24 protein-coding genes and 1 tRNA gene are annotated in these 21772 nt (G+C 69.8%); 15 read left to right on the top strand and 10 right to left on the bottom strand.

What is annotated here, in order from left to right; genetic code table 11:
* Positions 1–16: 16 nt before the first annotated feature.
* From C3K08_RS01165 to C3K08_RS01185, 5 genes are all read right to left on the bottom strand, one after another.
* Positions 17–724 carry an ABC transporter ATP-binding protein gene (locus tag C3K08_RS01165; protein ID WP_104989675.1) on the bottom strand — a complete coding sequence of 236 codons (708 nt, stop codon included), beginning with the start codon at positions 722–724 and terminating at the stop codon, positions 17–19.
* Positions 717–1541 carry an ABC transporter ATP-binding protein gene (locus C3K08_RS01170; protein ID WP_104989676.1) on the bottom strand — a complete coding sequence of 275 codons (825 nt, stop codon included), beginning with the start codon at positions 1539–1541 and terminating at the stop codon, positions 717–719. The genes C3K08_RS01165 and C3K08_RS01170 overlap by 8 nt, the downstream gene beginning before the upstream one ends.
* Positions 1534–2517 carry a branched-chain amino acid ABC transporter permease gene (locus tag C3K08_RS01175; RefSeq protein ID WP_104989677.1) on the bottom strand — a complete coding sequence of 328 codons (984 nt, stop codon included), beginning with the start codon at positions 2515–2517 and terminating at the stop codon, positions 1534–1536. Before C3K08_RS01175 ends, C3K08_RS01170 begins: the two co-directional genes overlap by 8 nt.
* Positions 2518–2554: 37 nt before the next feature.
* A complete protein-coding gene (locus tag C3K08_RS01180; protein ID WP_104989678.1) occupies positions 2555–3415 on the bottom strand; it encodes a branched-chain amino acid ABC transporter permease in 861 nt (286 codons plus the stop codon).
* Positions 3416–3538: 123 nt separating this feature from the next.
* A complete protein-coding gene (locus C3K08_RS01185; RefSeq protein ID WP_104989679.1) occupies positions 3539–4678 on the bottom strand; it encodes an ABC transporter substrate-binding protein in 1140 nt (379 codons plus the stop codon).
* Positions 4679–4866: 188 nt separating this feature from the next.
* Here C3K08_RS01185 and C3K08_RS01190 point away from each other — a divergent pair, with 188 nt between their 5' ends.
* Both C3K08_RS01190 and C3K08_RS01195 read left to right on the top strand, forming a co-directional pair.
* Positions 4867–5349 carry an acyl-CoA thioesterase gene (locus tag C3K08_RS01190; RefSeq protein ID WP_104989680.1) on the top strand — a complete coding sequence of 161 codons (483 nt, stop codon included), beginning with the start codon at positions 4867–4869 and terminating at the stop codon, positions 5347–5349.
* Positions 5350–5375: 26 nt separating this feature from the next.
* Positions 5376–5963, top strand: a complete 588-nt coding sequence (locus C3K08_RS01195) for a histidine phosphatase family protein (RefSeq protein ID WP_234009207.1) — start codon at positions 5376–5378, stop codon at positions 5961–5963.
* Positions 5964–5966: 3 nt separating this feature from the next.
* On the opposite strand, the gene C3K08_RS01200 is transcribed toward C3K08_RS01195, so the two are convergent.
* Positions 5967–6482, bottom strand: coding sequence for a DinB family protein (locus tag C3K08_RS01200; protein ID WP_104989681.1), 516 nt, complete (start codon positions 6480–6482; stop codon positions 5967–5969).
* A gap of 67 nt (positions 6483–6549) precedes the next feature.
* Between C3K08_RS01200 and C3K08_RS01205 the strand changes: the two genes are divergently transcribed.
* The 6 genes from C3K08_RS01205 to C3K08_RS01230 are packed head-to-tail and all read left to right on the top strand — an operon-like array spanning position 6550 to position 9937.
* Complete coding sequence (locus tag C3K08_RS01205) at positions 6550–6864, top strand: PadR family transcriptional regulator (RefSeq protein ID WP_104989682.1); 315 nt, start codon at positions 6550–6552, stop codon at positions 6862–6864.
* Positions 6861–7436, top strand: coding sequence for a hypothetical protein (locus C3K08_RS01210; RefSeq protein ID WP_104989683.1), 576 nt, complete (start codon positions 6861–6863; stop codon positions 7434–7436). Before C3K08_RS01205 ends, C3K08_RS01210 begins: the two co-directional genes overlap by 4 nt.
* On the top strand, positions 7433–8050 hold the full coding sequence (locus C3K08_RS01215) for a DUF1700 domain-containing protein (protein WP_104989684.1): 618 nt from the start codon (positions 7433–7435) through the stop codon (positions 8048–8050). The genes C3K08_RS01210 and C3K08_RS01215 overlap by 4 nt, the downstream gene beginning before the upstream one ends.
* Positions 8047–8655, top strand: a complete 609-nt coding sequence (locus C3K08_RS01220) for a hypothetical protein (RefSeq protein ID WP_104989685.1) — start codon at positions 8047–8049, stop codon at positions 8653–8655. Before C3K08_RS01215 ends, C3K08_RS01220 begins: the two co-directional genes overlap by 4 nt.
* The gene (locus C3K08_RS01225; protein WP_104989686.1) at positions 8652–9305 is read left to right on the top strand and encodes a hypothetical protein; all 654 of its coding nucleotides are present in this window, start codon (positions 8652–8654) and stop codon (positions 9303–9305) included. Before C3K08_RS01220 ends, C3K08_RS01225 begins: the two co-directional genes overlap by 4 nt.
* A gap of 35 nt (positions 9306–9340) precedes the next feature.
* A complete protein-coding gene (locus C3K08_RS01230; protein WP_104989687.1) occupies positions 9341–9937 on the top strand; it encodes a hypothetical protein in 597 nt (198 codons plus the stop codon).
* Between the two features lie 7 nt (positions 9938–9944).
* On the opposite strand, the gene C3K08_RS01235 is transcribed toward C3K08_RS01230, so the two are convergent.
* Positions 9945–10556, bottom strand: a complete 612-nt coding sequence (locus C3K08_RS01235; protein ID WP_104989688.1) for a CAP domain-containing protein — start codon at positions 10554–10556, stop codon at positions 9945–9947.
* A 98-nt stretch (positions 10557–10654) separates the two neighbouring features.
* On the opposite strand from C3K08_RS01235, the gene C3K08_RS01240 reads away from it, so the two are divergent.
* From C3K08_RS01240 to C3K08_RS01255, 5 genes are all read left to right on the top strand, one after another.
* Positions 10655–11491: an enoyl-CoA hydratase/isomerase family protein gene (locus C3K08_RS01240; protein WP_234009108.1), complete on the top strand. Its 837-nt coding sequence runs from the start codon at positions 10655–10657 to the stop codon at positions 11489–11491.
* A 130-nt stretch (positions 11492–11621) separates the two neighbouring features.
* Positions 11622–12614, top strand: a complete 993-nt coding sequence (locus tag C3K08_RS01245; RefSeq protein ID WP_104991846.1) for a malate dehydrogenase — start codon at positions 11622–11624, stop codon at positions 12612–12614.
* 113 nt (positions 12615–12727) lie between these two features.
* The gene (locus C3K08_RS17760) at positions 12728–13015 is read left to right on the top strand and encodes a hypothetical protein (protein ID WP_158679805.1); all 288 of its coding nucleotides are present in this window, start codon (positions 12728–12730) and stop codon (positions 13013–13015) included.
* A 122-nt stretch (positions 13016–13137) separates the two neighbouring features.
* Positions 13138–15195, top strand: a complete 2058-nt coding sequence (locus C3K08_RS01250) for a prolyl oligopeptidase family protein (RefSeq protein WP_104989689.1) — start codon at positions 13138–13140, stop codon at positions 15193–15195.
* Between the two features lie 84 nt (positions 15196–15279).
* A tRNA-Leu gene (locus tag C3K08_RS01255) sits at positions 15280–15364 on the top strand.
* 80 nt (positions 15365–15444) lie between these two features.
* On the opposite strand, the gene C3K08_RS01260 is transcribed toward C3K08_RS01255, so the two are convergent.
* Positions 15445–16602 (bottom strand): glycosyltransferase family 4 protein, encoded by a 1158-nt coding sequence (locus C3K08_RS01260; protein ID WP_104989690.1) that lies wholly within the window; start codon positions 16600–16602, stop codon positions 15445–15447.
* 64 nt (positions 16603–16666) lie between these two features.
* On the opposite strand from C3K08_RS01260, the gene hisA reads away from it, so the two are divergent.
* Complete coding sequence (hisA, locus tag C3K08_RS01265) at positions 16667–17398, top strand: 1-(5-phosphoribosyl)-5-[(5-phosphoribosylamino)methylideneamino]imidazole-4-carboxamide isomerase (protein ID WP_104989691.1); 732 nt, start codon at positions 16667–16669, stop codon at positions 17396–17398.
* A gap of 58 nt (positions 17399–17456) precedes the next feature.
* Here the strand turns inward: hisA and C3K08_RS01270 are convergent, their stop codons facing one another.
* Positions 17457–18635: a YihY/virulence factor BrkB family protein gene (locus tag C3K08_RS01270; RefSeq protein WP_104989692.1), complete on the bottom strand. Its 1179-nt coding sequence runs from the start codon at positions 18633–18635 to the stop codon at positions 17457–17459.
* 79 nt (positions 18636–18714) lie between these two features.
* On the opposite strand from C3K08_RS01270, the gene C3K08_RS01275 reads away from it, so the two are divergent.
* Positions 18715–19140: a thioesterase family protein gene (locus C3K08_RS01275; RefSeq protein WP_104989693.1), complete on the top strand. Its 426-nt coding sequence runs from the start codon at positions 18715–18717 to the stop codon at positions 19138–19140.
* A 67-nt stretch (positions 19141–19207) separates the two neighbouring features.
* Here the strand turns inward: C3K08_RS01275 and lon are convergent, their stop codons facing one another.
* Positions 19208–21655: an endopeptidase La gene (gene lon, locus C3K08_RS01280; protein WP_104989694.1), complete on the bottom strand. Its 2448-nt coding sequence runs from the start codon at positions 21653–21655 to the stop codon at positions 19208–19210.
* Positions 21656–21772 lie beyond the last annotated feature (117 nt).

Below are 21772 nucleotides of genomic sequence, written 5' to 3' on the forward strand. Positions count from 1 at the left end.
CGCCAGAAGCTGGCCGCTAGACCCCCAGGTACGCGCTCCGCACCCGGTCGTCGCCCAGCAGCGCCTGCTGCGAACCTTGCAGCGACACCCGGCCCCCCTCCAGCACATAGCCCCGGTGCGCGATGCCCAGCGCGGCGAAGGCGTTTTGCTCGGCCAGCAGCACGCTGACTCCGGCCTCGTTGACCCGCTGCACGGCCTGAAATACCTGCTCGACCACCAGCGGGGCCAGCCCCAGCGACGGCTCGTCCAGCAGCAGGAGCTGCGGCCGCGCCATCAGCGACCGGGCGATGGCGACCATCTGCTGCTGCCCGCCCGACAGGCTCCCGGCGGGAGCGTTCCGCTTGCCCACCAGATCGGGAAAGAGGTCGTAGACCCGCCCCAGCTCGCGCTCGGTGCCCGCCGCGTCCCGGCGGTGAACGAAGGCGCCCAGCCGCAGGTTCTTCTCCACGCTGAGGTCGGGGAACAGCAGGCGCCCCTCCGGGCACTGCGAGACCCCGTGCGACACGTTGAACTCGGGCCGCCCGCCCGTCAGCGGCACCCCGCGCCACGTCGCCGTGCCCGCCGAGGGGCGCTGGAGCCCGCTGAGGGTGCGAAAGAGGGTGCTCTTGCCCGCCCCGTTCGCCCCCAGCAGCACGACGATCTCGCCCTCCTGCACGGTCAGGTCCACGTCGTGCAGCGCCCGGAAGGGGCCGTAGTTCACGCTGAGCCGCCCCACCTCAAGCATGGGCACCCTCCCCGGCCGTGCCGGGCTGCCCCATCTGCCCGCCGTGTGCGTGCCCGCCCAGGTACGCCTCGATCACGGCGGGGTCGCGGCTGACCGCTCCCGGCGTGCCCTGCGCAATCTTCTGGCCGTGGTGCAGCACCACGATCTCGTCGGCAAGGCCCATCACCAGGCTCATCTTGTGCTCGACGAGCGCGACCGTCAGGCCGCCCCCCACCAGTTCGCGGATCAATCCCATCAGGTTGACGGTCTCCTCGGGGTTCATCCCGGCGGCGGGTTCGTCCAGCAGCAGCAGCTTGGGGTCGCTGGACAGCGCCATCGCGATGCCGACGCGCTTCTGGCCCTCCTGGGTCAAGGCCCCGGCGGGCCGCCCCGCTTGCCCCGCCAGCCCCACCCGCTCCAGTGCCCGCATCGCACCGTCGCGGCTCTCGCGTTCGTCGTGGCGCTCGCGGCCCGTCCGCAGCAGGGCGTCCCACAGCCCGGCGCGGGTGCGGACCCGGTGGCCGATCATCGCGTTGTCCAGCACGCTGAGTTCCTTGTAGATGGTGGTCGTCTGAAAGGTGCGGGCGATCCCGCGCCCCACGACCTGATGGGTCTTCAGGCGGGTGATGTCCTCGCCCGCGAAGCGGATGCGGCCCGAGGTCGGCGCGTAGAAGCCCGAGATCAGGTTGAAAAAGGTGCTCTTGCCTGCCCCGTTTGGCCCGATGATGGCGGTGATTTTCCCGGCCGGGAGGCGGGTCGTCACGTCGCGCACGGCGTGGAGGCCGCCGAAGCGGATGCCCAGCCCCTCGACTTCCAGGATGGATGGCAGCTCAGGCATGGTCCACCGCCCGTTCGGTGCGGGCGCTCGCCCGGCGCACGCTCCAGCGGTCCCACAGCCCGGCCAGCCCCTGCGGCGCGAACAGTACCAGCAGCACCAGCAGCGGCCCGAACACGATGTACTGGTAGTCCTGCAAGCCCTTGAGGAATTGCAGCGCCACGTAGATGATCCCGGTCCCCAGCAGCGGCCCCGCCAGCGTGCCCACCCCGCCGACCAGCAGGTACAGCAGCACGGTGAAGGTGGTCGTCGGGCCGGTCACCGCCGAGCCCAGGAAGCCCACGTAGGCCGCGTACACGCCGCCCGCCAGCCCCGCGATGGCCGTCGAGAGCATCAGCGCCCGCAACTTGTGCGAGTACACGTCAATCCCCGCACTCCGCGCGAGGTCCTCGCCGCCCCGGATGGCGACCAGCGAGCGTCCGAACACGCTCTGGCGGGTACGGGCCACGATCAGCACCGTCAGCGCGAGGGCCGCCAGCGCCACGTAGTAGAAGTTGGACGATTTGGAAAAGTCGATCCCGAACAGGCTGGAGGCGGGCGGCACCCCGTTGAGGCCGTCGTTGCCCCCGGTGAGCGCGTCCCACTTGTTGATCACCAGCGCGATGATCACACCCACGCCCAGCGTGAAGATGGAAAAGGCGTCGCCCCTGGTCCGGAAGGCCACCAGCCCCAGCAGCAGCCCGCCCAGCGCACAGATGGCGACGGCCGTGGGCCACGCCAACCAGAAGTTCCAGCCCTGCTTCAGGGTCAGGATGCCCACCGCGTAGGCCCCGATCCCGAAAAAGCCCGCGTGCGCCAGCGGCAGTTGCCCCGTGTAGCCCAGCATCACGTTCAGGCCGTAGGCGACCATCGACCAGATCATCACGTTGATCGCCACGTCCAGCACAAAGCCGCCGGGCTGGAGCAGCGGAATCAGCGCCGCGAGGGCGAAGACGGCCACCCACACGAGAGCGCCAGGTTTGAAGCCGGAGCGGGTCATCGGGTGCCCTCCCCGTGAAGAAGTCCATTCACCCGGATCACGTCCCCCTCCGGAACAGCCCCTGCGGCCGAATCGCCAGCACGATCACCAGCGCCGCGAACCCGATCACGTCCGCGAAGTCGAGATTGATGTAAAAGCCGCCGAACACCTCCGCGAAGGCCAGCAGAAAGGCCCCCACGATGGCCCCCGGCACGCTGCCCATGCCGCCCAGGATGATGATGGCGAAGACCTTGAGGTTCATCACCTCGCCCATTGACGGCGCGACCGACACGATGGGGGCGATGAGGGCCGCCGCCACCGCCGCGAGCGCCCCCGAGATGGCGAAGGTCAGCATCCCGACCCGGTTCACGTTGATGCCGACCAGCCGCGCTCCCTCGCGGTTCTGGCTCATCGCCTCGATGGTGGCGCCCGTCAGCGTGCGCTTGAGGAAGAAGTTCAGCCCCAGCATCACCAGCACCGAGGCCAGGATCACCAGCAGCCGCTGCCAGGTGATCACCACCCCGCCCACGTTGAGGATGCCGGGAATGGGCTCGGCGATCTGCTTGAAGTCCGCGCCCCAGATGCGCTGCACGACGGCCTCGAAGAAGAACAGCACCCCGATCGCCGCGATCATCGCGTGGACATGCGGGGCGTTCCGCAGCGGATAGAAGACCAGCCGTTCGAGCAGCGCCGCGAGTCCCGCCACGAGCACCGCCGCGATCAGCAGCGCGGGCAGGTAACCCACGCCGAGGCCATTCAGCACCGCGTAGGTGAAATAGGCCCCCAGCATGTACAGCCCGCCGTGCGCGAAGTTGGGCACCCGCATCACGCCGTACACCAGCGTCAGGCCCAGCGCGACGAGGGCATACACGCCGCCCAGCGCCAGCGCGTTGGAGAGTTGTTGAAAGAGGATGGTCAAGGTCGGGTCTCCTGAGGGGTGAGGGAGAAGAAAAAGAGGGCCGCGTCCCGCTGAGGGGAGGGCGCAGCCCAGGCAGGAGAGAGGCCCCGGACGGACTCTGGGCCGCGCCCCTCCCCACGCGGCTTACTTGTAGACCTTGGTGACGCGCAGGCGGTTGTACTTGCCGTTCTTGACGCTGGCGATCACGAACTCGGCGTCCACGTGGCCCCCGGCGGTCACGCCCGCGAGCTTGTAGATCGTCTGGCGCTGGGGCAGCGCCCTAGCGGCGGCATTCAGCCGGGCACGGATGGCCTCGGGGTTGTCGGTGGTTCCGGCGAGCGTCATCGCGCGGGCGATGATGTTCATGCCCATGTAGTTCAGGGCGGCCTCGCTGGTGGGGTCTTTCTTGTAGGCCCGCACGTACTGGGTGCGGAACACCTGGGTGCCGGGATACTCGATGGTGGGCAGCACGCCCACGCTGCCGTCGAGGTACGAGCGCGGAATCACGTCGTCCATCTGCTCGAACTTGGCCTGGTCCATCACGATAAAGCCGCCCTTGAAGCCCTGTTCCCGCGCGGCCTTGATGACCTGCGCGGTGGGCTGCGAGGGACCGCCCACGAACAGCACGTCGGGGCGCTCGGCCAGGGCCTTGGTCACGGCGCTGGAGTAGTCCACGGTGGTGTTGTAGTCCACCCCGTTGTTGGCGCCCACCGTGCCGCCCTGCTTTTTCCACCCTTCGCTGATCGCCTCGGTCCACTGCTTGCCGTAGGCGCTGGTGGTGCCGATCAGCCCGAGTTTCTTGCCAAAGGCCTTCATCTGGGTCTGTACGAAGGGCTGGATGTAGTTGTCGTAGCGCGGCGGCAGCATGAAGGTCATGGGGTTTTTGGCGGCGAGGATCGCAGGTTCGCTGGAATACGCGACCAGCAGGAAGCTGGGGTCGCGCACCGCCAGCGGCTGCACCGCCTGAATCCCGCCCGCGTGCGGCACGAAGATCACGTCGATCCCCTGCGAGGTCAGCCGCCGCACGTTGGTGGCCGTCTCGTTGGGGAGGTAGCGGTCGTCGAGCGAGACCAGGCGAAAGGTGACCTTCTCGCCCTTGACGGTGACGCCCCCAGCCTTGTTGATCTCGTTGATCGCCATCTCGATGCCGCTCTGGACATCCTTGCCGTAAAAGGCCGCGCCCCCAGACAGGGGACCGCTGTAGCCGATGCTGACCACCTTGTCGGCCAGGGCGGGAGCCGCCGAGAGGGCAAGGGCCAGCGAAAGCAGCAGACGCTTCTTCATAAGACCTCCGGTGCAGCTTGCGCAACCGCACGAGACTTGGCGTGTGCCAGACAGGCTGGCAGCCGAACAGAGCAGAGTTGTGGGTAGACGCATGCTGGCACGGCCACGGGGGGGTGTCAATTGTCCAGCCCCCATTGCGTTCATCTCTGCCGGGAGCCGGGGCCAGGACCGCTATGCTGCCGGGCGCGATGACCGACCAGCCCACCCCCGCTCAGCCCCTCGCCCCCCAGCCCCGCACCCCCGCGCCGCGCAGCCGCGCCCGCATGCTCGAACTCGTCTTTCCCAAGGACACCAACTACCTGGGAACGGCCTTCGGGGGCTTCGTGCTCTCGCTGATGGACAAGGCGGCGAGCGTGGCGGCGGTGCGGCACGCGGGACCCGGCGGCGCGGTGGTCACGGCGCGGATGGACGGGGTGGACTTCCGCACGCCCATCCGGGTGGGGGACGCGGTGGCGCTCGACGCCCGCGTGGTGCGGGTGGGCCGGTCCTCCATGACCATTCAGGTGGACGTGTACCGCGAGACGATGGCCTCGGGCGAACAGGAACTCGCCACGACGGGCCTGTTCGTCTTTGTGGCGCTCGACGAGGACGGCACCCCCCGCCCGGTGCCCCCGCTGGCCGAGGGGCTGGACACCGCCAGCGCCCACCCCGACTCGGAGGCGCGGCCCTGACCCCCGCCTCCCTGCAGCTCACCCTGATTCGCCACGGGGCGACCGTCTGGAACGGCGAGGGCCGCTGGCAGGGCTGGACCGACACGCCGCTGGGCGAGGTGGGGGAGGGGCAGGCGCGGCGGCTAGGAGCACGGCTGGCGGGACGTGATCCCGGCCTCGTCTACGCCAGTGACCTGCGCCGGGCGGTGGAGACGGCCCGTCTGGCCCTCCCCGCTACGGAGGCTCGGCTGGACTCCCGATTGCGCGAACTGCACTTCGGACGCTACGAGGGCGCGACCACGGCAGACGTGCGGCACGATCCCGAGTACGCCGCTTGGCAGCGCGACCCCTGGCGCCTCCCTGCTCCCGGTGGCGGCGAGAGCCTGGAAGCGGTGGGAGCGCGGCTGCGCGACTGGGCGGAAGGGTTACCCGGCGGAACTGTCACCGCCTTTACGCACGGGGCGGCGCTGCGGGCGCTGCTGTGCCATCTGTTCGGCTGGCCCGCCACTCCGCAGCCCGGCTACGTGCTGCCCTTTCCCTACCGCCACGCGCACACCGGGATCACCCGGCTGGAGCGGCGCGGCGGCGAGTGGACCCTGCACGTCTACAACGACCACGCCCACCTGGAGGAGTAGCCCTTACGTCAGCGCCAGCCGCACGTGCGCGAGGTGGTGCCGCAGGTGCCAGTCGTGCTTGGCGACCAGCCGCCACAGGTCCTGCTCGCCCTCCTGCGGGTGGGTCACCCGGCGGTCGAACTGCGCGGGGTCGGTGCCGCGCAGCAGGGCTGCCCACCGCGCATTCGCGGCGTCCATGAGGGCCAGGGCCTCCTCCACCGGCAGCGCCCCGTCCGCCAGGGTCAGCCACGCCTCCTGGGCGAAGGGCTGGATCACGTAGCCCTCCACCGTCAGCGCGTATTTCAGCCGGTTCAGCCCGTGAATGTGCGCGTCCGCCGAGTGGTGGGCGAGCTGCGCGACCGTCCAGCTGCCAGGGCGGTAGGTGCGGGCCAGTCCGGCTGCGTCCAGCCCTGTCACCGCCTCCCTCCACTCGTGTCCGGTCGCTTCCATCCGCGCGGCGACGGCCTCCAGCGCCGCCCGGTCCCGCGTGGGCAGGTCCTGAATCGGGCCGATGGGAAAGCGGCGGGGATCATCCGACATGGAGCCAGTATCCCCCGCCCGTGTACCTCTCTCCCCGATACATCGGAAAGAGAGGTATGCTGGGGCCATGAACACCCGCGAGCAGCTCCGGATGCTGATTCTGGCCGTGCTGGAGCGGCAACCCGAACACGGCTACGCCATTGCGCAGGCGATCAAGGCCCACTCCGAGGGGCTGCTGACCGCCAAGGAGGGCACCCTTTACCCGGCCCTGCACGCGCTGGAGGCCGAGGGGCTGGTGGAAAGCGAGGAACGCGAGTCGGGCGGTCGGGTACGGCGCGAGTACCGCCTGACCGAGAAGGGCGGCAAGGCCCTGGCGAAGGCGCGGGGCGACTGGCAGAAGCGGGTGCAGGCGGTCGGCGCTGTCCTGGGAGGCACGGCGTGAACGCGCACCAGTGGCTGGAACGGGCCACCCGCGAGCTGCCGGTCGGTGTGGCCGGGCGCGTGTCGCGCGAGACGCGGGCGCACCTTCAGGACGCCGAAGTGGCCGACGGTGCGGACGTGCGGGCGGTGCTGGGCGACCCGGAGGCGACGAACGATGAGCTGCGGCGGCTCTACCTGACGGCGAGAGAGTTGGAGACTTTGGCTGACGGCGGCACGCTGACGGGCTTCCATCTCACCCAGTGGTTGGCCGGGCTGGTAATTCCCGCGACGCTGATGACGGGAGCCATACAGAACGATTCTGTTGTGTACGGCTTGAGTCTGGGCGGCTACCTCGCTGGTCTGGCGCTGACCTGGGACCTTCACCCGGTTCGGCGGCGTCAGTGGTGGGGAACCCTGATGCTCGCCCTCCTGAGTGTTTCGGAGTGGATTCCCGATCTGTGGAACGGCCTCGGATGGGACCCCAGATTCTTGTGGGCCGTCCTGCCACTGTTCCTGGGGCTGACTTCCCGACGTCTTCTGACCCATGACGCCCGCCTGCGCCGCACCCTCATCGCCGAGGAGGGCCGCGCATGACCCCCGAGCGCTGGCTCGCCGAGGCCCTGGGCAACCTCGCCCCGGGCGTGCGCCGCCGTCTGGAGGCCGAATACCGCGAACACTTCCGGGAGGCGCGGGAAGCGGGCGTGCCCGAGTGGCAACTCCTGGCCGACCTGGGCGACCCGAAGCGGCTGAACCACGACCTCCTCACCACGCACCTCACCGAATACGAGGCGAAGGTCCTGCAAAGCCGGGTGCGGCGCTGGACGCCGGGGACGCCCTGGGGACCGCTGCTGCTGGGAGGCGTGGCCACGCTGGTTCTGGGCGTGCTCAAGGCCCTAGGCAGCGAGCAGGCTGACCTTCCCTGGGCTGCCGCGCCGCTGCTTGTGGGCGGGCTGGGCAGCGCGGCCCTGCTGTACTTGCGGAAGCGCTACACGGGCGACCCCGACCGGCTCGCCCTGTATGGCTGGCCTGCCCTGACCCTGTCGGCGGCGCTGGTGTTCACGGCAGGGCAGGCGGTCATGAACTGGCCTTCGTGGCCCAAGCTGCTGGGCTTCCTGCTGGTGGCCCTCCTGCTGTTCCTGTGGGCAGAGCTGGGCTGGCGCGGCCGCCTCTACCGCAAGGCCCGCACCAGCGACTGGAGGCCCGCATGACCCTGGACCACTGGTTGCGGGAGGCTACCGCTGGCCTCCCACCCGAGGTCGTGGAGCGCGTGCGGGCTGAGTACGCGGCGCATGTCGCGGACTCCGGCCTGCCCGAAGCCGAGGCGGTCGCGGCGCTGGGACAGCCGGAAGGGGTGCGGCGGGCGCTGGGGCAGACGTATCTGGGCGCGGAACGGCTGGAAACGTTGCGGGAAGAGTCGCTGGCGCGGGGACTGTTCGGCCTCGTCTGGCTGCTGCCCCTGCTGTATGGCGGCTACATGGTCTGGGACTGGTGGAGCTGGGAGCGGGGTGAGGGGGTGACCCTCCCCTGGGGCGCGGCCGGGCCTGCCCTGGCGACGCTGCTCAACCTGCTCGTGTGGCGCGTTACGGCCCGCACCGTCCCCGAGCGGCGTCGGCTGTGGCGCACGCAGTGGGGCAGTCTGTGTGTGATCTCCATGCTGTGGATCAATGACGTGGTCGACGTGTGGCGGGGTCAGGAAGCGGAAGTCTGGGGGGTCGGGCTGCTGGGAACCGCCTTGCTGGCCGCGCTGGCCGTCGCCTTTCGGGACGACCGCCGATTGCGCCGCACCCTCGCCCTGAAGGAGAGCCGCCCATGACCCAGACTCCGCTCAGCCGCTATGTGGACACCGTGACCGCTCCCTTCCCGCCCGACACGGCCCGCCGTATCCGGCACGAGTTGGAGGAACACGCGCTGGCCCACGCCGACGCCCTGCGGGCAGCGGGGCACCCCGACCCGGAGGGCGCGGCCCAGGCGGCGCTGGGGTCGGCGTCCCAGGTGCAGCAGGCGCTGATGGAGACGCACTTCACGCGGGCGGAGGAGGATCGGCTGCTTCAGCTCACCATCTTTCGCACGGCCATGAGACGGGATTCTATGGGTCAACTTGTGGCCTCAGCACTGGTCGGCCTGCTGATGCCCGGCTGGCTGCTCACCCAGGCAGACGGATATGTGCTGGAGTCCTGGCTGCTGGCCGCGCTCTGGCTGCTGATGCATTTGGGCCTGTTGTGGCTGAGCTGGCGAGCGAGTTGGAGGTGTCCCCCCCGGAGCGCGGGAGTAGTGCGGGCCTGTCTGACCGACCTGTTCTGGCCGCTTGCCGCGTTCCTGATGCTGCTGCCAGGGGTCAGAGTTCATGGTTTGGGCTTCGGGGTGTGGCCGCTGCTGGCGGTGGTCCTTGTGCTGATTGGAATAATGGCGATGCACGGCGAGCTGTGGCGACTTCTTCCCAAAGCCCTCCGCAACGCCCGCTGACCCCCTTTCCCACGCCCTGCTAAGCTCCCCCCCATATGCTGACCTTTACCGAGGCGGCCCGGCAGCCCGCCGCCGTGGTCGGGGCCGAGACGCACCGGCTGGCCGCGCACGCCGGGCGCCTGAGCGCCGGGATGGTGGTCCCCGCGAGCTACGAGGAGGCCTTTTACCGGGGCAACAACCTGCCCGAGCAACTCCGGCGCCTCTTTTCGGGCCTTAATCCCGCCCGGCTGGACGAGGACCTGCTGGAGACGCTCGCGCCCCGCGCCGCCGAGCTGGTCCGCACGAGCGCCCTGTCGGACGACGCGGTGCAACTGTTCTACCGGGCGCTGGGGAATGCCCGGCTCACGGAGGGCGGACTGCACCTGCGTCGGCCCGGCGAGCGCAGCACGGAAACCGTACAGGTGACCCGGCCCGGCACGGCGGCCCTGCACGCCCTGAAACGGCTGTGGGCACAGGACTGGACCTTCGAGGCGGTGCTGACCCGGCTGGACGGGCACGGCAGCGTGGGCTTGGAGGCCCGACCGGTGCTGCTCTTTGCAGGTGAACCGGGCCGCCCCGACCCCGCGCTCGCCGCCGGGCTGGGGGTGAAGACGGCCCTGGTGAACGGTCAGGGGCTGGTGGGCCTGCCCTGACGTGGGCTTACCAGCCTGCCGTGTTCAGCACCCAGTACGCCAAGCCTGCACCATCGGCCCGCGCCACACTGCCATACGGCACCGGGCTGTACAGGGCCGCGCAGTGCGAGACGCTGCCCTTCCAAGCCGCGATGACCTCAGCGGGGTCGGTCATTCCGGCGGCCAGGCTTTCCTCGAAGCGCAGGACCGTGCCCGTGGGGGGCGCGGGTTTGAAGCCCGCCTCCACCATGCGGCGGGCCGGGGTGCTGGTGCCGATGCGGTGGGGAAGCTCCAGGGTGCCCCGACCCGCCAGGACCCCCGCATAGCGGTCGGCCGACTCGTGCAGGTGGCCCTCGAAGGTCAGGGCGGACCGGGCCGGGAACGTCCGGCCATCCGGGCAGGTGCCGCCCCGACTGCGCTCGGCATTCACGGCGTTCAGCATGGCGGCCTCGGCAGCCGATTGCGGGTAGCCGGACTGTGGGCTGAGCGCGGGGCGGAAGTCGGTGGTTGTCTGGTAGCTGAAAGTGTCGCCAAAGTCGGGATCGCTGACCTCGACCGTGACCTGGGTCGGGGCGGGGGTTCCGCCGTCACAGGCGGCGAGCAGCAGGGAAAACAGCAGGGCGGGCAGGGTCAGACGCATGGGGGCACCTCCGGGGAAACCGGTGCCAGCGTAGGACGTGCGCCGCCCCCGCGTCTGCGCACATTCGCACCCCCGCCGGGGGGTGTTAGCCTCCCGCCATGTCCGCCCACTCCTTGACCGCCCAGCAACTCACCGCGCCGGGCGCCTACCCCGGCCTGCACCTCACCCTGCATGGGGACGGCATCCTCGAAGTCGTCCTCCGCAACGAGAAGACCCTGAACTCTGTGGACGCCGAGGCCCACCGTGCCCTGACGTACATCTGGCGCGATATCGACGCCGCCGAGGGCATCCGCTGCGTGCTGGTGCGCGGCGAGGGCCGGGGGTTCTCGTCGGGCGGCGACTTTGCGCTGATCGAGGAGATGAGCCAGGACTTCACGGCGCTGGCCCGCGTGTGGAAGGAAGCCCGCGACCTCGTGTACAACCTCGTGAACTGCGGCAAGCCTGTCGTGAGTGCCATCCACGGCCCCTGCGTGGGCGCGGGGCTGGCGGTCGCCCTCCTCGCGGACGTGAGCGTCGCCGCGAAGTCGGCCCGGATTCTGGATGGGCATGTGCGGCTGGGCGTGGCGGCGGGTGACCACGCGGCCATCATCTGGCCCCTGCTGTGCGGCCTGAACAAAGCCAAGTATCACCTGATGACGGGCGAACCCGTCTCCGGCGAGGAGGCCGAGCGCATCGGCCTGGTCAGCCTGTGCGTGCCCGACGAGGAACTGCTCGACCGCGCGTGGGCCGTCGCCCGCAAGCTCGCCTCGGGCAGTCCCACCGCCGTCCGATGGACCAAATACGCCCTCAACAACTGGCTGCGGGCGATGGGGCCGACCTTCGACACCAGCCTCGCCCTCGAGTTCCTGGGCTTCACCGGCCCCGACGTGCGCGAGGGCCTGAGCAGCCTGCGCGAGAAGCGGGAGCCGAGGTTTCAGGAGGACGCGCCGATTTGAGGAGGCCCCTCCGCTGAGGGTTCACGGCTGGTCGCGTTTCTGTCTCCCCCACGGGAACGCCCCCGTCTCGGCCTCAGCCCCCGCGTTATTGTTGGGCGAAACTCACCTTTCAGGAGGAAGTCCCATGACCATGAACACCAAGCAACCCGTCCGCGTGGCCGTCACCGGCGCTGCCGGGCAGATCGGCTACAGCCTGCTCTTCCGCATCGCGTCCGGCGACATGCTGGGCAAGGACCAGCCCGTCATCCTGCAACTGCTGGAAATCACGCCCGCGCTCAAGGCCCTTAACGGCGTCGTGATGGAGCTGCGCGACTGCGCGTTCCCCCTGCTGGCCGACATCGTGACCTCGGATGACCCGATGGTCGCCTTCAAGGACGCCGACTATGCGCTGCTCGTGGGCGCGATGCCCCGCAAGGCCGGGATGGAGCGCGGCGACCTGCTGAGCGCCAACGGCGGCATCTTCAAGCCGCAGGGCGAGGCCCTGAACGCCGTCGCCAGCCGCGACGTGAAGGTGCTCGTGGTGGGCAACCCCGCCAACACCAACGCCCTGATCGCGCAGCAGAACGCGCCCGACCTCGATCCGAAGCAGTTCACCGCGATGGTGCGTCTGGACCACAACCGCGCCATCTCGCAGCTCGCCGAGCAGACCGGGCGGCCCGTGAGCGCGATCAAGAACATCACCATCTGGGGCAACCACTCCTCGACCCAGTACCCCGACCTTTCGCAGGCGACGGTGAACGGCCGGCCCGCGCTGGACCTCGTGGAGCGCGAGTGGTACGAGAGCACCTACATCCCCACCGTTGCCAAGCGCGGCGCGGCGATCATCGAGGCGCGGGGGGCCAGCAGCGCGGCGTCGGCGGCGTCGGCAGCCATCGACCACATGCGTGACTGGGCGCTGGGCACGCCGGAAGGCGAGTGGGTCTCCATGGGCATCCCGTCGGACGGCTCCTACGGCGTGCCCGAGGGTCTGATCTACGGCTTCCCCGTGCGGTGCAGCGGCGGCCAGTACGAGATCGTGCAGGGCCTCGACGTCTCCGAGTTCAGCCGGGGCAAGATGGACGCCACCGCGCAGGAACTGATCGAGGAGCGCGACGAGGTTCGCAAGCTCGGTCTGGTGAAGTAAAACCGGAAGGACAGGGGAGGGCGGGGCTTGCGGGCCTCGCCCCTTTTTTGCCTCCTGATCATCGGTGCCGAAAGGTGAAAACAGGAGATGCTGACCCAGCAAGAGGCCCGTTCGTGGATTGGGGCCCGATGCAGGCCACTGGGGACCGGGATGTCAGCTTCCGGGCACTGGGGCTTGACCCAACCTTCCCGCCCGACGTGCCGGAGAGGGACAGCGGACGACTCTGGGCGCGGTTCCCCGCTGACTGGGCAGACATGTTTCCCAATCCGGGCGGCACCGATGGTCATCACCACACCTTCTTGCGGGCGAAACTGGCTTTTGCCCTGGCGCAGAAGGCCTCCATGCTGCCCGCGCACGAGAACGTCTGGCTCCACGCCCCCGGTCAACTCTGGCGGGAGTAGGCCGGGGATCGGGCGATCTCCCGCCAGGGCTTGCTGGTGGCTCTGAACCACGGACGACCGAGCAGTCACGGCCCTGAAGATCGGCGGATAGCCTCGCCCCCTCCCCATGACAGAATGCCCCCGTGACCCTCCCATACCCAGAGTCTCCGCGTGGCGACCACGTGGACGTGTACACCGATCCCCACGGCCGCGAGGTCCGCGTGCCCGACCCCTACCGCTGGCTGGAAGATCCCGACAGCCCGGAAACCCGCGCCTGGGTGGAGGCCCAGAACCGTGTGACCGCCGCCCACCTGGACACCCTGCCCGCCCGCGCCGCCTACCGCGAGCGCCTGACCGCCCTGTGGAACTACCCCAAGGAAGGCACGCCCTGGAAACGCGGGGCGCGATACTTCCGCCAGTTCAATCCCGGCCTGCTGAACCAGCCGGTGCTGGAGGTGGCGGATAGCCCGCGCGGACCGTGGCGCACCCTGCTCGACCCCAATGCCCTCAGCGCGGACGGGACGGTGGCGTTGGCGGGGGCGTCCGTCAGCGAGGACGGGAGGCGGCTCGCCTACGGCACCCAGAGCGGCGGCAGCGACTGGGTGACGTGGCAGGTCCGCGACGTGGTGAGTGGCGAGGACCTTCCCGATCGCCTGGACTGGAGCAAGTTCAGCGGGGCCGAGTGGCTGCCCGACGGCTCCGGCTTCTACTACAGCGCCTACGACGCGCCGGGGGAAGGCGGCGTCCTGACCGGCGCGAACAGGAACCAGCGCCTGATGTTCCACCGGGTCGGCTCCCCGCAGGCCGAGGACACCCTGGTCGTCGCCCGGCCCGACGAGCCTGACTGGGGCTTCCGCCCGCAGGTCACGCACGATGGCCGCTTCCTCGTTCTGCACGTCTGGAAGGGCACCGACCCCAAGAACCTGCTGTGGGTGCGCGACCTCGGCTCGGACAGCCCCTGGACCGAACTCGTCCCCGACTTCCGGGCCAGCTTCGAGCTGATCGGCAGCGAGGGCGACGTGCTGCTGCTCAAGACCGACGAGGACGCGCCGCGCGAGAAGGTGATCGCCTGGAATCTGGAGACGGGCGAGCGCCGCGACCTCATCCCGCAGGGGCCGCACAAGCTGGACTACGTGGCGGCGGTGCCGGGCGGCCTCCTCGCCGTCACGCTGGAGGACGCCAGCCACCGCCTGACCCTCTACGGGCGCGACGGCACCCGCGGGCGCGAGATTGCGCTGCCCGGCCTCGGCTCCCTGATGGGCCTCAGCACCCAGGAGGACGACCCCGAGGTCTTCCTGGGTTTCACGTCCTTCCTGACCCCGGCACTGCCCTACCGTCTGCTCCTCCCGGACGGCGAGCTGGAACCGCTGGCCGAGCCTGCGCTCACCTTCGACGCCTCGGCCTACGAGGTCACCCAGGAGTTCGCCACCAGCAGGGACGGAACGCGGGTCCCCCTCTTTATCGTGGCGCGAAGGGGAATGGTCCGCGACGGCCAGAACCCCACCCTGCTGTACGGCTACGGCGGCTTCAACATCAGCCTCACGCCCGGTTTCAGCCCCTCGCGCCTCGCGTGGCTGGAGCGCGGCGGCGTATACGTGCAGGCCAACCTGCGCGGCGGCGGCGAGTACGGCGAGGAGTGGCACCGGGCGGGCACGCTGGGGCAGAAGCAGAACGTCTTCGACGATTTCATCGCGGTGGCCGAGCATCTGATCAAGACGGGCGTGACCTCGCCCGCGCACCTCGGCATCCAGGGCGGCAGCAACGGCGGCCTGCTGGTGGGAGCCTGCATGACCCAGCGCCCCGACCTCTTTGCGGCGGCCATTCCGCAGGTCGGCGTGCTGGACATGCTGCGCTACCAGCACTTCACCATCGGCTGGGCCTGGGCCTCCGACTATGGCCGCGCCGACGACCCGGAGATGCTGGACGCGCTGCTGGCCTACTCGCCCCTGCACAACCTGAGGGAAGGCACCCCTTACCCCGCCACGCTCATCACCACGGGCGACCACGACGACCGGGTGGTCCCCGCCCACTCCTTCAAGTTCGCCGCCGAACTCCAGCGGGCGCATGGGGGAGAGGCCCCGGTGCTCATCCGCATCCAGACGCGGGCCGGGCATGGGGCGGGCAAACCGACCGCGCTGGTGATCGAGGAGGCCGCCGACGTGTGGGCCTTTCTGGAGAGTCGGCTGGGTGGACCCCGCTGAAGCGCAGTGGTTGACAGCCCCCCGCCCCCCCGCTAAAGTAAGCAAGCCCTGAAACGCGCCCCCACGCGGGCGCAACCAAGGTAGGCCGAGGTGGCGGAATTGGTAGACGCACTAGTTTCAGGGACTAGCGCCGCGAGGCGTGTGGGTTCAAATCCCATCCTCGGCACCAGCAAGACCCCCGCGAACAGGCGGGGGTTCTTCTTTGGGCGGAGGGCAAAAGCTGCGCCCGGCCTATCCGCCCCGCCCGGTCTAGAGTCGGCTGCGCGTTCGCCCCTGCGCCACCGTCCGGCGGTAGACCTCCTCCAGCGCGGCGGCGCGGGTGGGCAGGTCGTACTGCGCCGCGCTCGCCCGCGCTCCGGCTTGCAGAGCGGGCAGGCGATCCGGGCGCAGCACGCCGAGGAGTCCGGCGGCCAGCGCTTCCGGCGCCGCGTCCGTGACCAGTCCGTTGACCCCCGGCTGCACGAGGTCCAGCGCGGCGGGGCTCTGCGCGGCCACCAGCGGCGCTCCGGCGGCCAGCGCTTCGATCATGCTCATCGGAAGCACCTCGGACGTGCTCGCCGTGATGAAGGCGTCGGCGGCGGCCAGCGCCCCCGGCACGCGGGCGTAGGGAACGGGTCCGGTAAAGGTGACGCCGGGGGGCGCGACCGCCTGCGCCGCCGCCCGCCCCGGCCCGTCGCCCACGACGAGCAGCCGCAGCTCAGGCCGCGACGCCTGCGCCTGCGCGAAAGCCCGCAGCATCACCTCCAGATTCTTCTCGGCGGCGAGGCGACCCAGGTACATAGCCAGCGGCACGTCCCCCGGCACTCCGTACTCGGCGCGGAACTCCTCGCCCCGCGCCTCCCGAAACGCTGCGAGGTCCACCGGGTTGGGAAACAGCTCGACCTCTCCGCCGAAGCCGTACTCGCGCAGCATCTCGACCATCGCGCGGCCCGGCGCGAGCACCGTATCCACCCGCCGGGCAAACGCGGCCACATGCGGGCGCAGCATCGCCCGGCCCACCCGTTTGGGCATGGGCGCGTAGTGCAGGTACTGGTCGTACTGGGTGTGCGCGGTAAAGACCACCGGAGCCCCCGAGAACCGCGACCAGCGCAGCGCGAGCCGCCCCGCCAGGAAAGGATGCATGGTGTGCAGCACGTCGAGATCGCGCAGCGGCAGCCGCGACGTGAGCAGCGGCCCTGGCGCGAGCATGACCGGGTAGTCGGCGGGTGCCCCCAGCGTCCGAGCCCCGGCAAAGGACGAGTTGAGGCGGTAGACGCCTTCCTCGTGCCCCCGCGCCTGGGGATGGCGCGGCGCGAAGATGCGGACCTCGTGCCCGCGTTCGCGCAGGCCACGGGCGTACAGCGCCGTACTCGTGGCGACGCCGTTGCGGGACGGCAGGTAGGTGGCGGTCACGATCCCGATACGCACGATTCCCCGGAGTGTACCCCCTGAACCCCCGGAGCCTCCCGCCAGGGCCGCTATCCTGACCCGCATGACCTCCGGCTCCCCCCGCTTCCAGCCCCAGATCATTCCCTGCGTGGACATCCAGTCGGGCCGCGCTGTGCGGCTGTACGAGGGCGACCCCGACCGCGAGACGGTCTACTTCGACTCGCCGCTGGAGGCCGCCCGGCACTGGGTCGGCCTGGGCGCGGGGCTGGTGCATCTGGTGGACCTCGACGCGGCGACCGGGCGTGGGGAGAACCGGGCGATCCTTCGCCAGATCGCTGCCGAGCTGGGGGTGCCGGTGGAGGTCGGTGGCGGCATCCGCGACCGCGCCGCCGCGGAGGCCCTGCTGGAAGCCGGGGTCGAGCGGGTCGTGATCGGCACGGCGGCGGTGAAGAATCCGGCGCTGGTGCGCGACCTGATCGCCGCACACGGCCCCGAGCGGGTGGTCGTGAGCCTCGATGCGCGGGGACTTGAGGTCGCCATCCACGGCTGGGCCGAGGGCAGCGGCCTTGGGGTCGCGGAGTTGACTCCTCAGCTGGCCGACGCCGGGCTGGAAACCTTGATTTTTACCGACGTGACGCGTGACGGCACCCTGAAGGGCCTCGACCGCGAGCTGATGCGGCAGGTGCGCGGCCTGTGGGTGAACACCCTAATCGTGGGCGGCGGCGTGGCGAATGTGGAGGACGTGCGCCTGCTTGCCGAGGAAGGCATCGAGGGCGCCATCGTGGGCCGCGCGATCTACGAGGGCACGCTGCCCTACCCGGTGTCAGTGCCGTAACCAAGCGGGCCGGGGTGCAGGGGAGTCTTTCTCCCCGCACCCCGCCGTCCAGTCCGCCTTACTTCTTCTGGCCGCCCGTCAGCCCCAGCACCCGCAGCACGATCACGGCGGGCACGGCCAGCAGCGCGGTCAGGGCGTTCCACAGCGTTCCGCGTACGGTGGGCAGCATCCGGCCCTCGGCATGCGAGGGAACTTCCGGCAGCACGCGCGGCAACTCAGGGCGGCGCTCCTGCACGCCCTTCACCAACCGGGCCCAGCGCCCCGGAATGGGCTTGCCCTGCTCGGCGGCGCGGCGCAGCCCTTCCAGCTCCTGCTCGGAGGGGGTGGGGTCGAGGTCGGCGCCCTTGTTCACCAACTCCTCTTTCTTGGTCACGCTCACGGCCCCGCCCGCGCCCGAGCCGTATTTCTGGGAATAGACCCAGGTCACTTCGGCCCCGAAGAAGAAGATCATGGCCGAGTAGTACACCCACAGCAGCAGGATCACGAGCGCCCCCGCCACTCCGAACGCGCTGCCCGGCGCGAAGCGGGCGAGGTACCAGCTGATGCCGAGTTGCCCCAGCGTGAACAGCGCGGCCGTCACGATGCTCCCAGCCCAGACCTCGCGCCACTGGAGCTTGACGTTGGGCAGCACCCGGTAGACGGCCGCAAACACCAGCGTCAGCACCCCGACGCTGGCGACCAGGGTAAACAGCCGCACGAAAAACGCCCCCATCCCGATGGTGTCGCCCAGCCCCTGCGCGATGGCCGACAGGTAGGTGTTGCCCACCAGAAACGCGATGATCACCACCCCGAAGCCCAGGATCAGCACAAAGGCCTTGAGCCGGGCCTTGACGATGTTGAAGATGCCCGCCTGCGGTCCCGGCTCGGCGCCCCACAGCGTGTTCAGGGCGTCCTGCACCTGCACGAAAAGGCCAGTCGCCCCCATGAACAGCGTCACGAACCCGATGATGCTGGCGATCAGGCTGCTCTGTTGAAGCTGGCTGCCCGAAGGCAGGATGCCGCGCACGAACTCCACGGCGCTCTCATTGATGTTCTGTGCCAGAAACTCGAAGAGGCGTTCTTGCACGTTCACGTTGGCCAGCAGGCCACTGGCGACCGCCAGGGCAAAAAACAGCATGGGCGCGATGGCAAAAATCGAGTAGTACGCCACCGCCGCCGCCAGCCGGGGCGCCTTGTCCTGCCCGAAGGCCAGGGCCGCTTCCCGGATCAGAGTGAACAGGTCAGGCAGCTTGATCATGGGGGCAGTGTACCGGGGGGGTAGAGACGGCACCGGAACGGGTTTCTTCACAGTGGGTGCCCTCTGTTACCCTCGCCCCATGCGCCCCATCCCGCCCGGCTTCTCCCAGACGCTGACCGTGCTCGTCACCGACGAGATGACCGTGCAGTTCGCCGAACTCGGCGCCGTGCATCCCGTCTACGCGACCTACTGGCTGGCCCGCCACTTCGAGGAAGCCGGGCGCAAGATCATCCTCCCCTTCCTCGAAGACGGTGAGGGCGGCATCGGCACCCAGGTGGACGTGACGCACACCGCCTCCGCGCTGCCCGGCATGACCGTCACCGTAACGGCGACGTTGACCCGGATGGAGGGCCGCCGGATTGTCTGCGACCTCCGCGCCGTTTCCGAGCTGGGCGACGAGATCGGGCACGGCACGACCACCCAGATGGTGCTGCCCCAGGCGAGGATCGATGCGAACTTCGGGACGCTGCGCGAGCGCTGGCAGGCGCACCGCCAGGGGAAATAAAAACCCCCGCCGAAGCGGGGGAGTGTGCCGTCGGCTGACGGCTGGAGGCTGATCGCTGAAGGCTTCCTCACGCCCCCGGCTGCGTCACGTCCCGGCCCTGGGTGGGCGGGATGGTCGCGGGTTCCTCAGCGGGCTTGGGCAGCAGCACGAGGTCGAGAACCTGACCCACCCGCTCGAAGGTGTGGATGCGGAGGTCGCCCCGGATGGAGTCGGGCACGTCCTGCAGGTTCGGCTCGTTGTCCGCCGGGATGATGACCTCGCGGATGCCGCCCTGGTGCGCGGCGAGCAGCTTTTCCTTGACGCCGCCGATGGGCAGCACGCGCCCGCGCAGGCTGATCTCGCCCGTCATCGCCACGTCCAGCCGCACCGGGCGCCCGGTCACCGCACTGATCACGGCGGTGGCGATGGTGATGCCCGCACTGGGGCCGTCCTTGGGGGTCGCCCCGTCGGGGAAGTGCACGTGCAGGTCCATCGTCTTGTGGAAGTCGGGGTCCGCGCCGTAGCGGGCCGCGTTCGCCCGCAGATAGGCGATGGCAGCGGCCACGCTCTCCTTCATCACGTCGCCCAGCGAGCCGGTCATCACGATCTTGCCGGTGCCGGGGGTCGCCAGCGCTTCCACCAGCAGCATCGTGCCGCCCACGCTGGTCCAGGCCAGGCCCTGCGCCACGCCGACCTGGGGTTCTTTCTCCATCCGGTCGGGGCGGTGCTGCGGCACGCCGAGGTACTCGGGGATGTCCGCCGCGTCGATGATCTTCAGGCCCTCCCAGGGCTGCTCCAGCAGCTCGCGGGCGGCCTTGCGGGCCAGCTTGCTGATCTGGCGGTCGAGGTTGCGCACGCCGCTCTCGGCGGTGTACTCCTCCACGATCCGGTTCAGGGCCGCGTCGGTGATCTCCAGCCGCCCGGTCAGGCCGTGGCTCTTGATCTGCCGGGGCACCCGGTAGCGCTTGGCGATCTCCACCTTCTCGGGCTGGGTGTAGCCCGGAATCTGGATGACCTCCATGCGGTCGAGCAGCGGCCGGGGAATGGTCTGCAGGGTGTTTGCCGTCGTGATGAACATGACCTGCGAGAGGTCGTAGGGCACCTCCAGGTAGTGGTCCTGGAAGGTGTGGTTCTGCTCGGGGTCCAGCACCTCCAGCATCGCACTCGACGGGTCGCCGCGCCAGTCGCTGCTCATCTTGTCGATCTCGTCGAGCAGGATGATCGGGTTGGTCACGCCCGCCGTCTTCATCGCCTGGATGATGCGGCCGGGCATCGAGCCGATGTAGGTGCGGCGGTGGCCGCGAATCTCGGCCTCGTCGCGCACGCCGCCCAGCGCCATGCGGACGAACTTGCGGTTCAGCGAGCGGGCGATGCTCTTGCCCAGCGAGGTCTTGCCCACGCCGGGAGGGCCGACCAGCACCAGGATGGGCGCCCGCAGCTCGGCGTCGTCGGTGCGCTCCTCGGCGGCCCGCTCGCGGCGCTGTTCCTCGGTCTCGCCTTCCTTGTGGGTGAGCTGGCGCACGGCCAGGAACTCCAGGATGCGGTCCTTCACGTCGCCCAGCGCGTAGTGGTCGGCGTCCAGAATCTCGCGGGTGCGCCCGATGTCGAGGATCTCCTCGTCGCGCTTGCTCCACGGCACGTCGGTCAGCCAGTCGATGTAGTTGCGCACGACCGTGCTCTCGGGGCTGCCGCCGGGGGTGCGCTCCAGGCGGGCGAGTTCCTTGAGGGCCTTGTCCTTGACCGAGTCGGGCATCCCGGCGGCCTCGATCTTCTCGCGCAGGGCCTCGACCTCGGCCGGGCCGTCCTCGCCGCCGCCGAGTTCCTTGGAGATCGCCTTCATCTGCTCGCGCAGGTAATACTCGCGCTGGTTGGCGTCCATCTGCTCCTTGACGCGCCCGGCGATCTTCTTGTCCATGTTGAAGCGCTCGGTGTCGCGCGTCAGGAACTTCAGCACCGCTTCCAGGCGGGTGCGGGGCGAGACGGCGCCCAGCACCTCCTGCTTCTCCTCGGGCGTCCAGGTGGCGTGGTGCGCGACCTGATCGGCCAACGCCCCGGCGTCGGAGAGGTTCTTCAGGCCCTCAAGCTGGTAGTTGTCCAGTCGCAGGTTCTTGTTCTGGCGCTGGTACTCCTCGAAGGCGGCCTTGACCTCCTGCGCGAGTACCTGCACCTCGCGGGCCTGGGTCTCGTCGGCGGGCACCGTGGCGGCCTGCGTCTCGGCGCGGACCCGCAGGTACGAGGAGGGCACCTCGCCTTCCACACGGGCGCGTTCCTGCGCTTCCACCAGCACCTGATAGGTGTTGTCGGGCATCCGCACGACCTGCTTGACGACCGCCAGCACGCCCACGTCGTACAGCTCGGCGCGGGTGGGGTCGTCGGTGCGGGGGTCGCGCTGGGTCAGCAGCAGCACGCGGCGGTCGCTGCTCTGCGCCTCGTCCACCGCCCGCTTGCTCTTGGGACGCCCCACATCGATGTTCATGGTGATGCCGGGCAGGATGACCATATTTCTGAGGGCGACTACGGGAAGTTCCCAGATCATGCTTGCTCCTTCGAAACCGGCCGGAGAGCCGGGAATTGGGTGAGTCTAACGCGGGAAGCTCCAAAGAGAATCCCGCCCACGATGTCCCGGAAGTCTAGGGACTGGGGCGGGAAACCG

This window comes from Deinococcus sp. NW-56 (assembly GCF_002953415.1).
Classification (GTDB): Bacteria; Deinococcota; Deinococci; order Deinococcales; family Deinococcaceae; genus Deinococcus.

Coding starts and splice junctions, on each gene's coding strand:
- C3K08_RS01170 (WP_104989676.1), bottom strand. CDS start 1,541: ATGCCTGAGCTGCCATCCATCCTGGAAGTCGAGGGGCTGGGCATCCGC.
- C3K08_RS01225 (WP_104989686.1), top strand. CDS start 8,652: ATGACCCAGACTCCGCTCAGCCGCTATGTGGACACCGTGACCGCTCCC.
- C3K08_RS01220 (WP_104989685.1), top strand. CDS start 8,047: ATGACCCTGGACCACTGGTTGCGGGAGGCTACCGCTGGCCTCCCACCC.
- hisA (WP_104989691.1), top strand. CDS start 16,667: ATGACCTCCGGCTCCCCCCGCTTCCAGCCCCAGATCATTCCCTGCGTG.
- C3K08_RS01205 (WP_104989682.1), top strand. CDS start 6,550: ATGAACACCCGCGAGCAGCTCCGGATGCTGATTCTGGCCGTGCTGGAG.
- C3K08_RS01215 (WP_104989684.1), top strand. CDS start 7,433: ATGACCCCCGAGCGCTGGCTCGCCGAGGCCCTGGGCAACCTCGCCCCG.
- C3K08_RS01275 (WP_104989693.1), top strand. CDS start 18,715: ATGCGCCCCATCCCGCCCGGCTTCTCCCAGACGCTGACCGTGCTCGTC.
- C3K08_RS01190 (WP_104989680.1), top strand. CDS start 4,867: ATGACCGACCAGCCCACCCCCGCTCAGCCCCTCGCCCCCCAGCCCCGC.
- C3K08_RS01165 (WP_104989675.1), bottom strand. CDS start 724: ATGCTTGAGGTGGGGCGGCTCAGCGTGAACTACGGCCCCTTCCGGGCG.
- lon (WP_104989694.1), bottom strand. CDS start 21,655: ATGATCTGGGAACTTCCCGTAGTCGCCCTCAGAAATATGGTCATCCTG.
- C3K08_RS01175 (WP_104989677.1), bottom strand. CDS start 2,517: ATGACCCGCTCCGGCTTCAAACCTGGCGCTCTCGTGTGGGTGGCCGTC.
- C3K08_RS01240 (WP_234009108.1), top strand. CDS start 10,655: ATGTCCGCCCACTCCTTGACCGCCCAGCAACTCACCGCGCCGGGCGCC.
- C3K08_RS01200 (WP_104989681.1), bottom strand. CDS start 6,482: ATGTCGGATGATCCCCGCCGCTTTCCCATCGGCCCGATTCAGGACCTG.
- C3K08_RS01270 (WP_104989692.1), bottom strand. CDS start 18,635: ATGATCAAGCTGCCTGACCTGTTCACTCTGATCCGGGAAGCGGCCCTG.
- C3K08_RS01245 (WP_104991846.1), top strand. CDS start 11,622: ATGAACACCAAGCAACCCGTCCGCGTGGCCGTCACCGGCGCTGCCGGG.
- C3K08_RS01185 (WP_104989679.1), bottom strand. CDS start 4,678: ATGAAGAAGCGTCTGCTGCTTTCGCTGGCCCTTGCCCTCTCGGCGGCT.
- C3K08_RS01235 (WP_104989688.1), bottom strand. CDS start 10,556: ATGCGTCTGACCCTGCCCGCCCTGCTGTTTTCCCTGCTGCTCGCCGCC.
- C3K08_RS01230 (WP_104989687.1), top strand. CDS start 9,341: ATGCTGACCTTTACCGAGGCGGCCCGGCAGCCCGCCGCCGTGGTCGGG.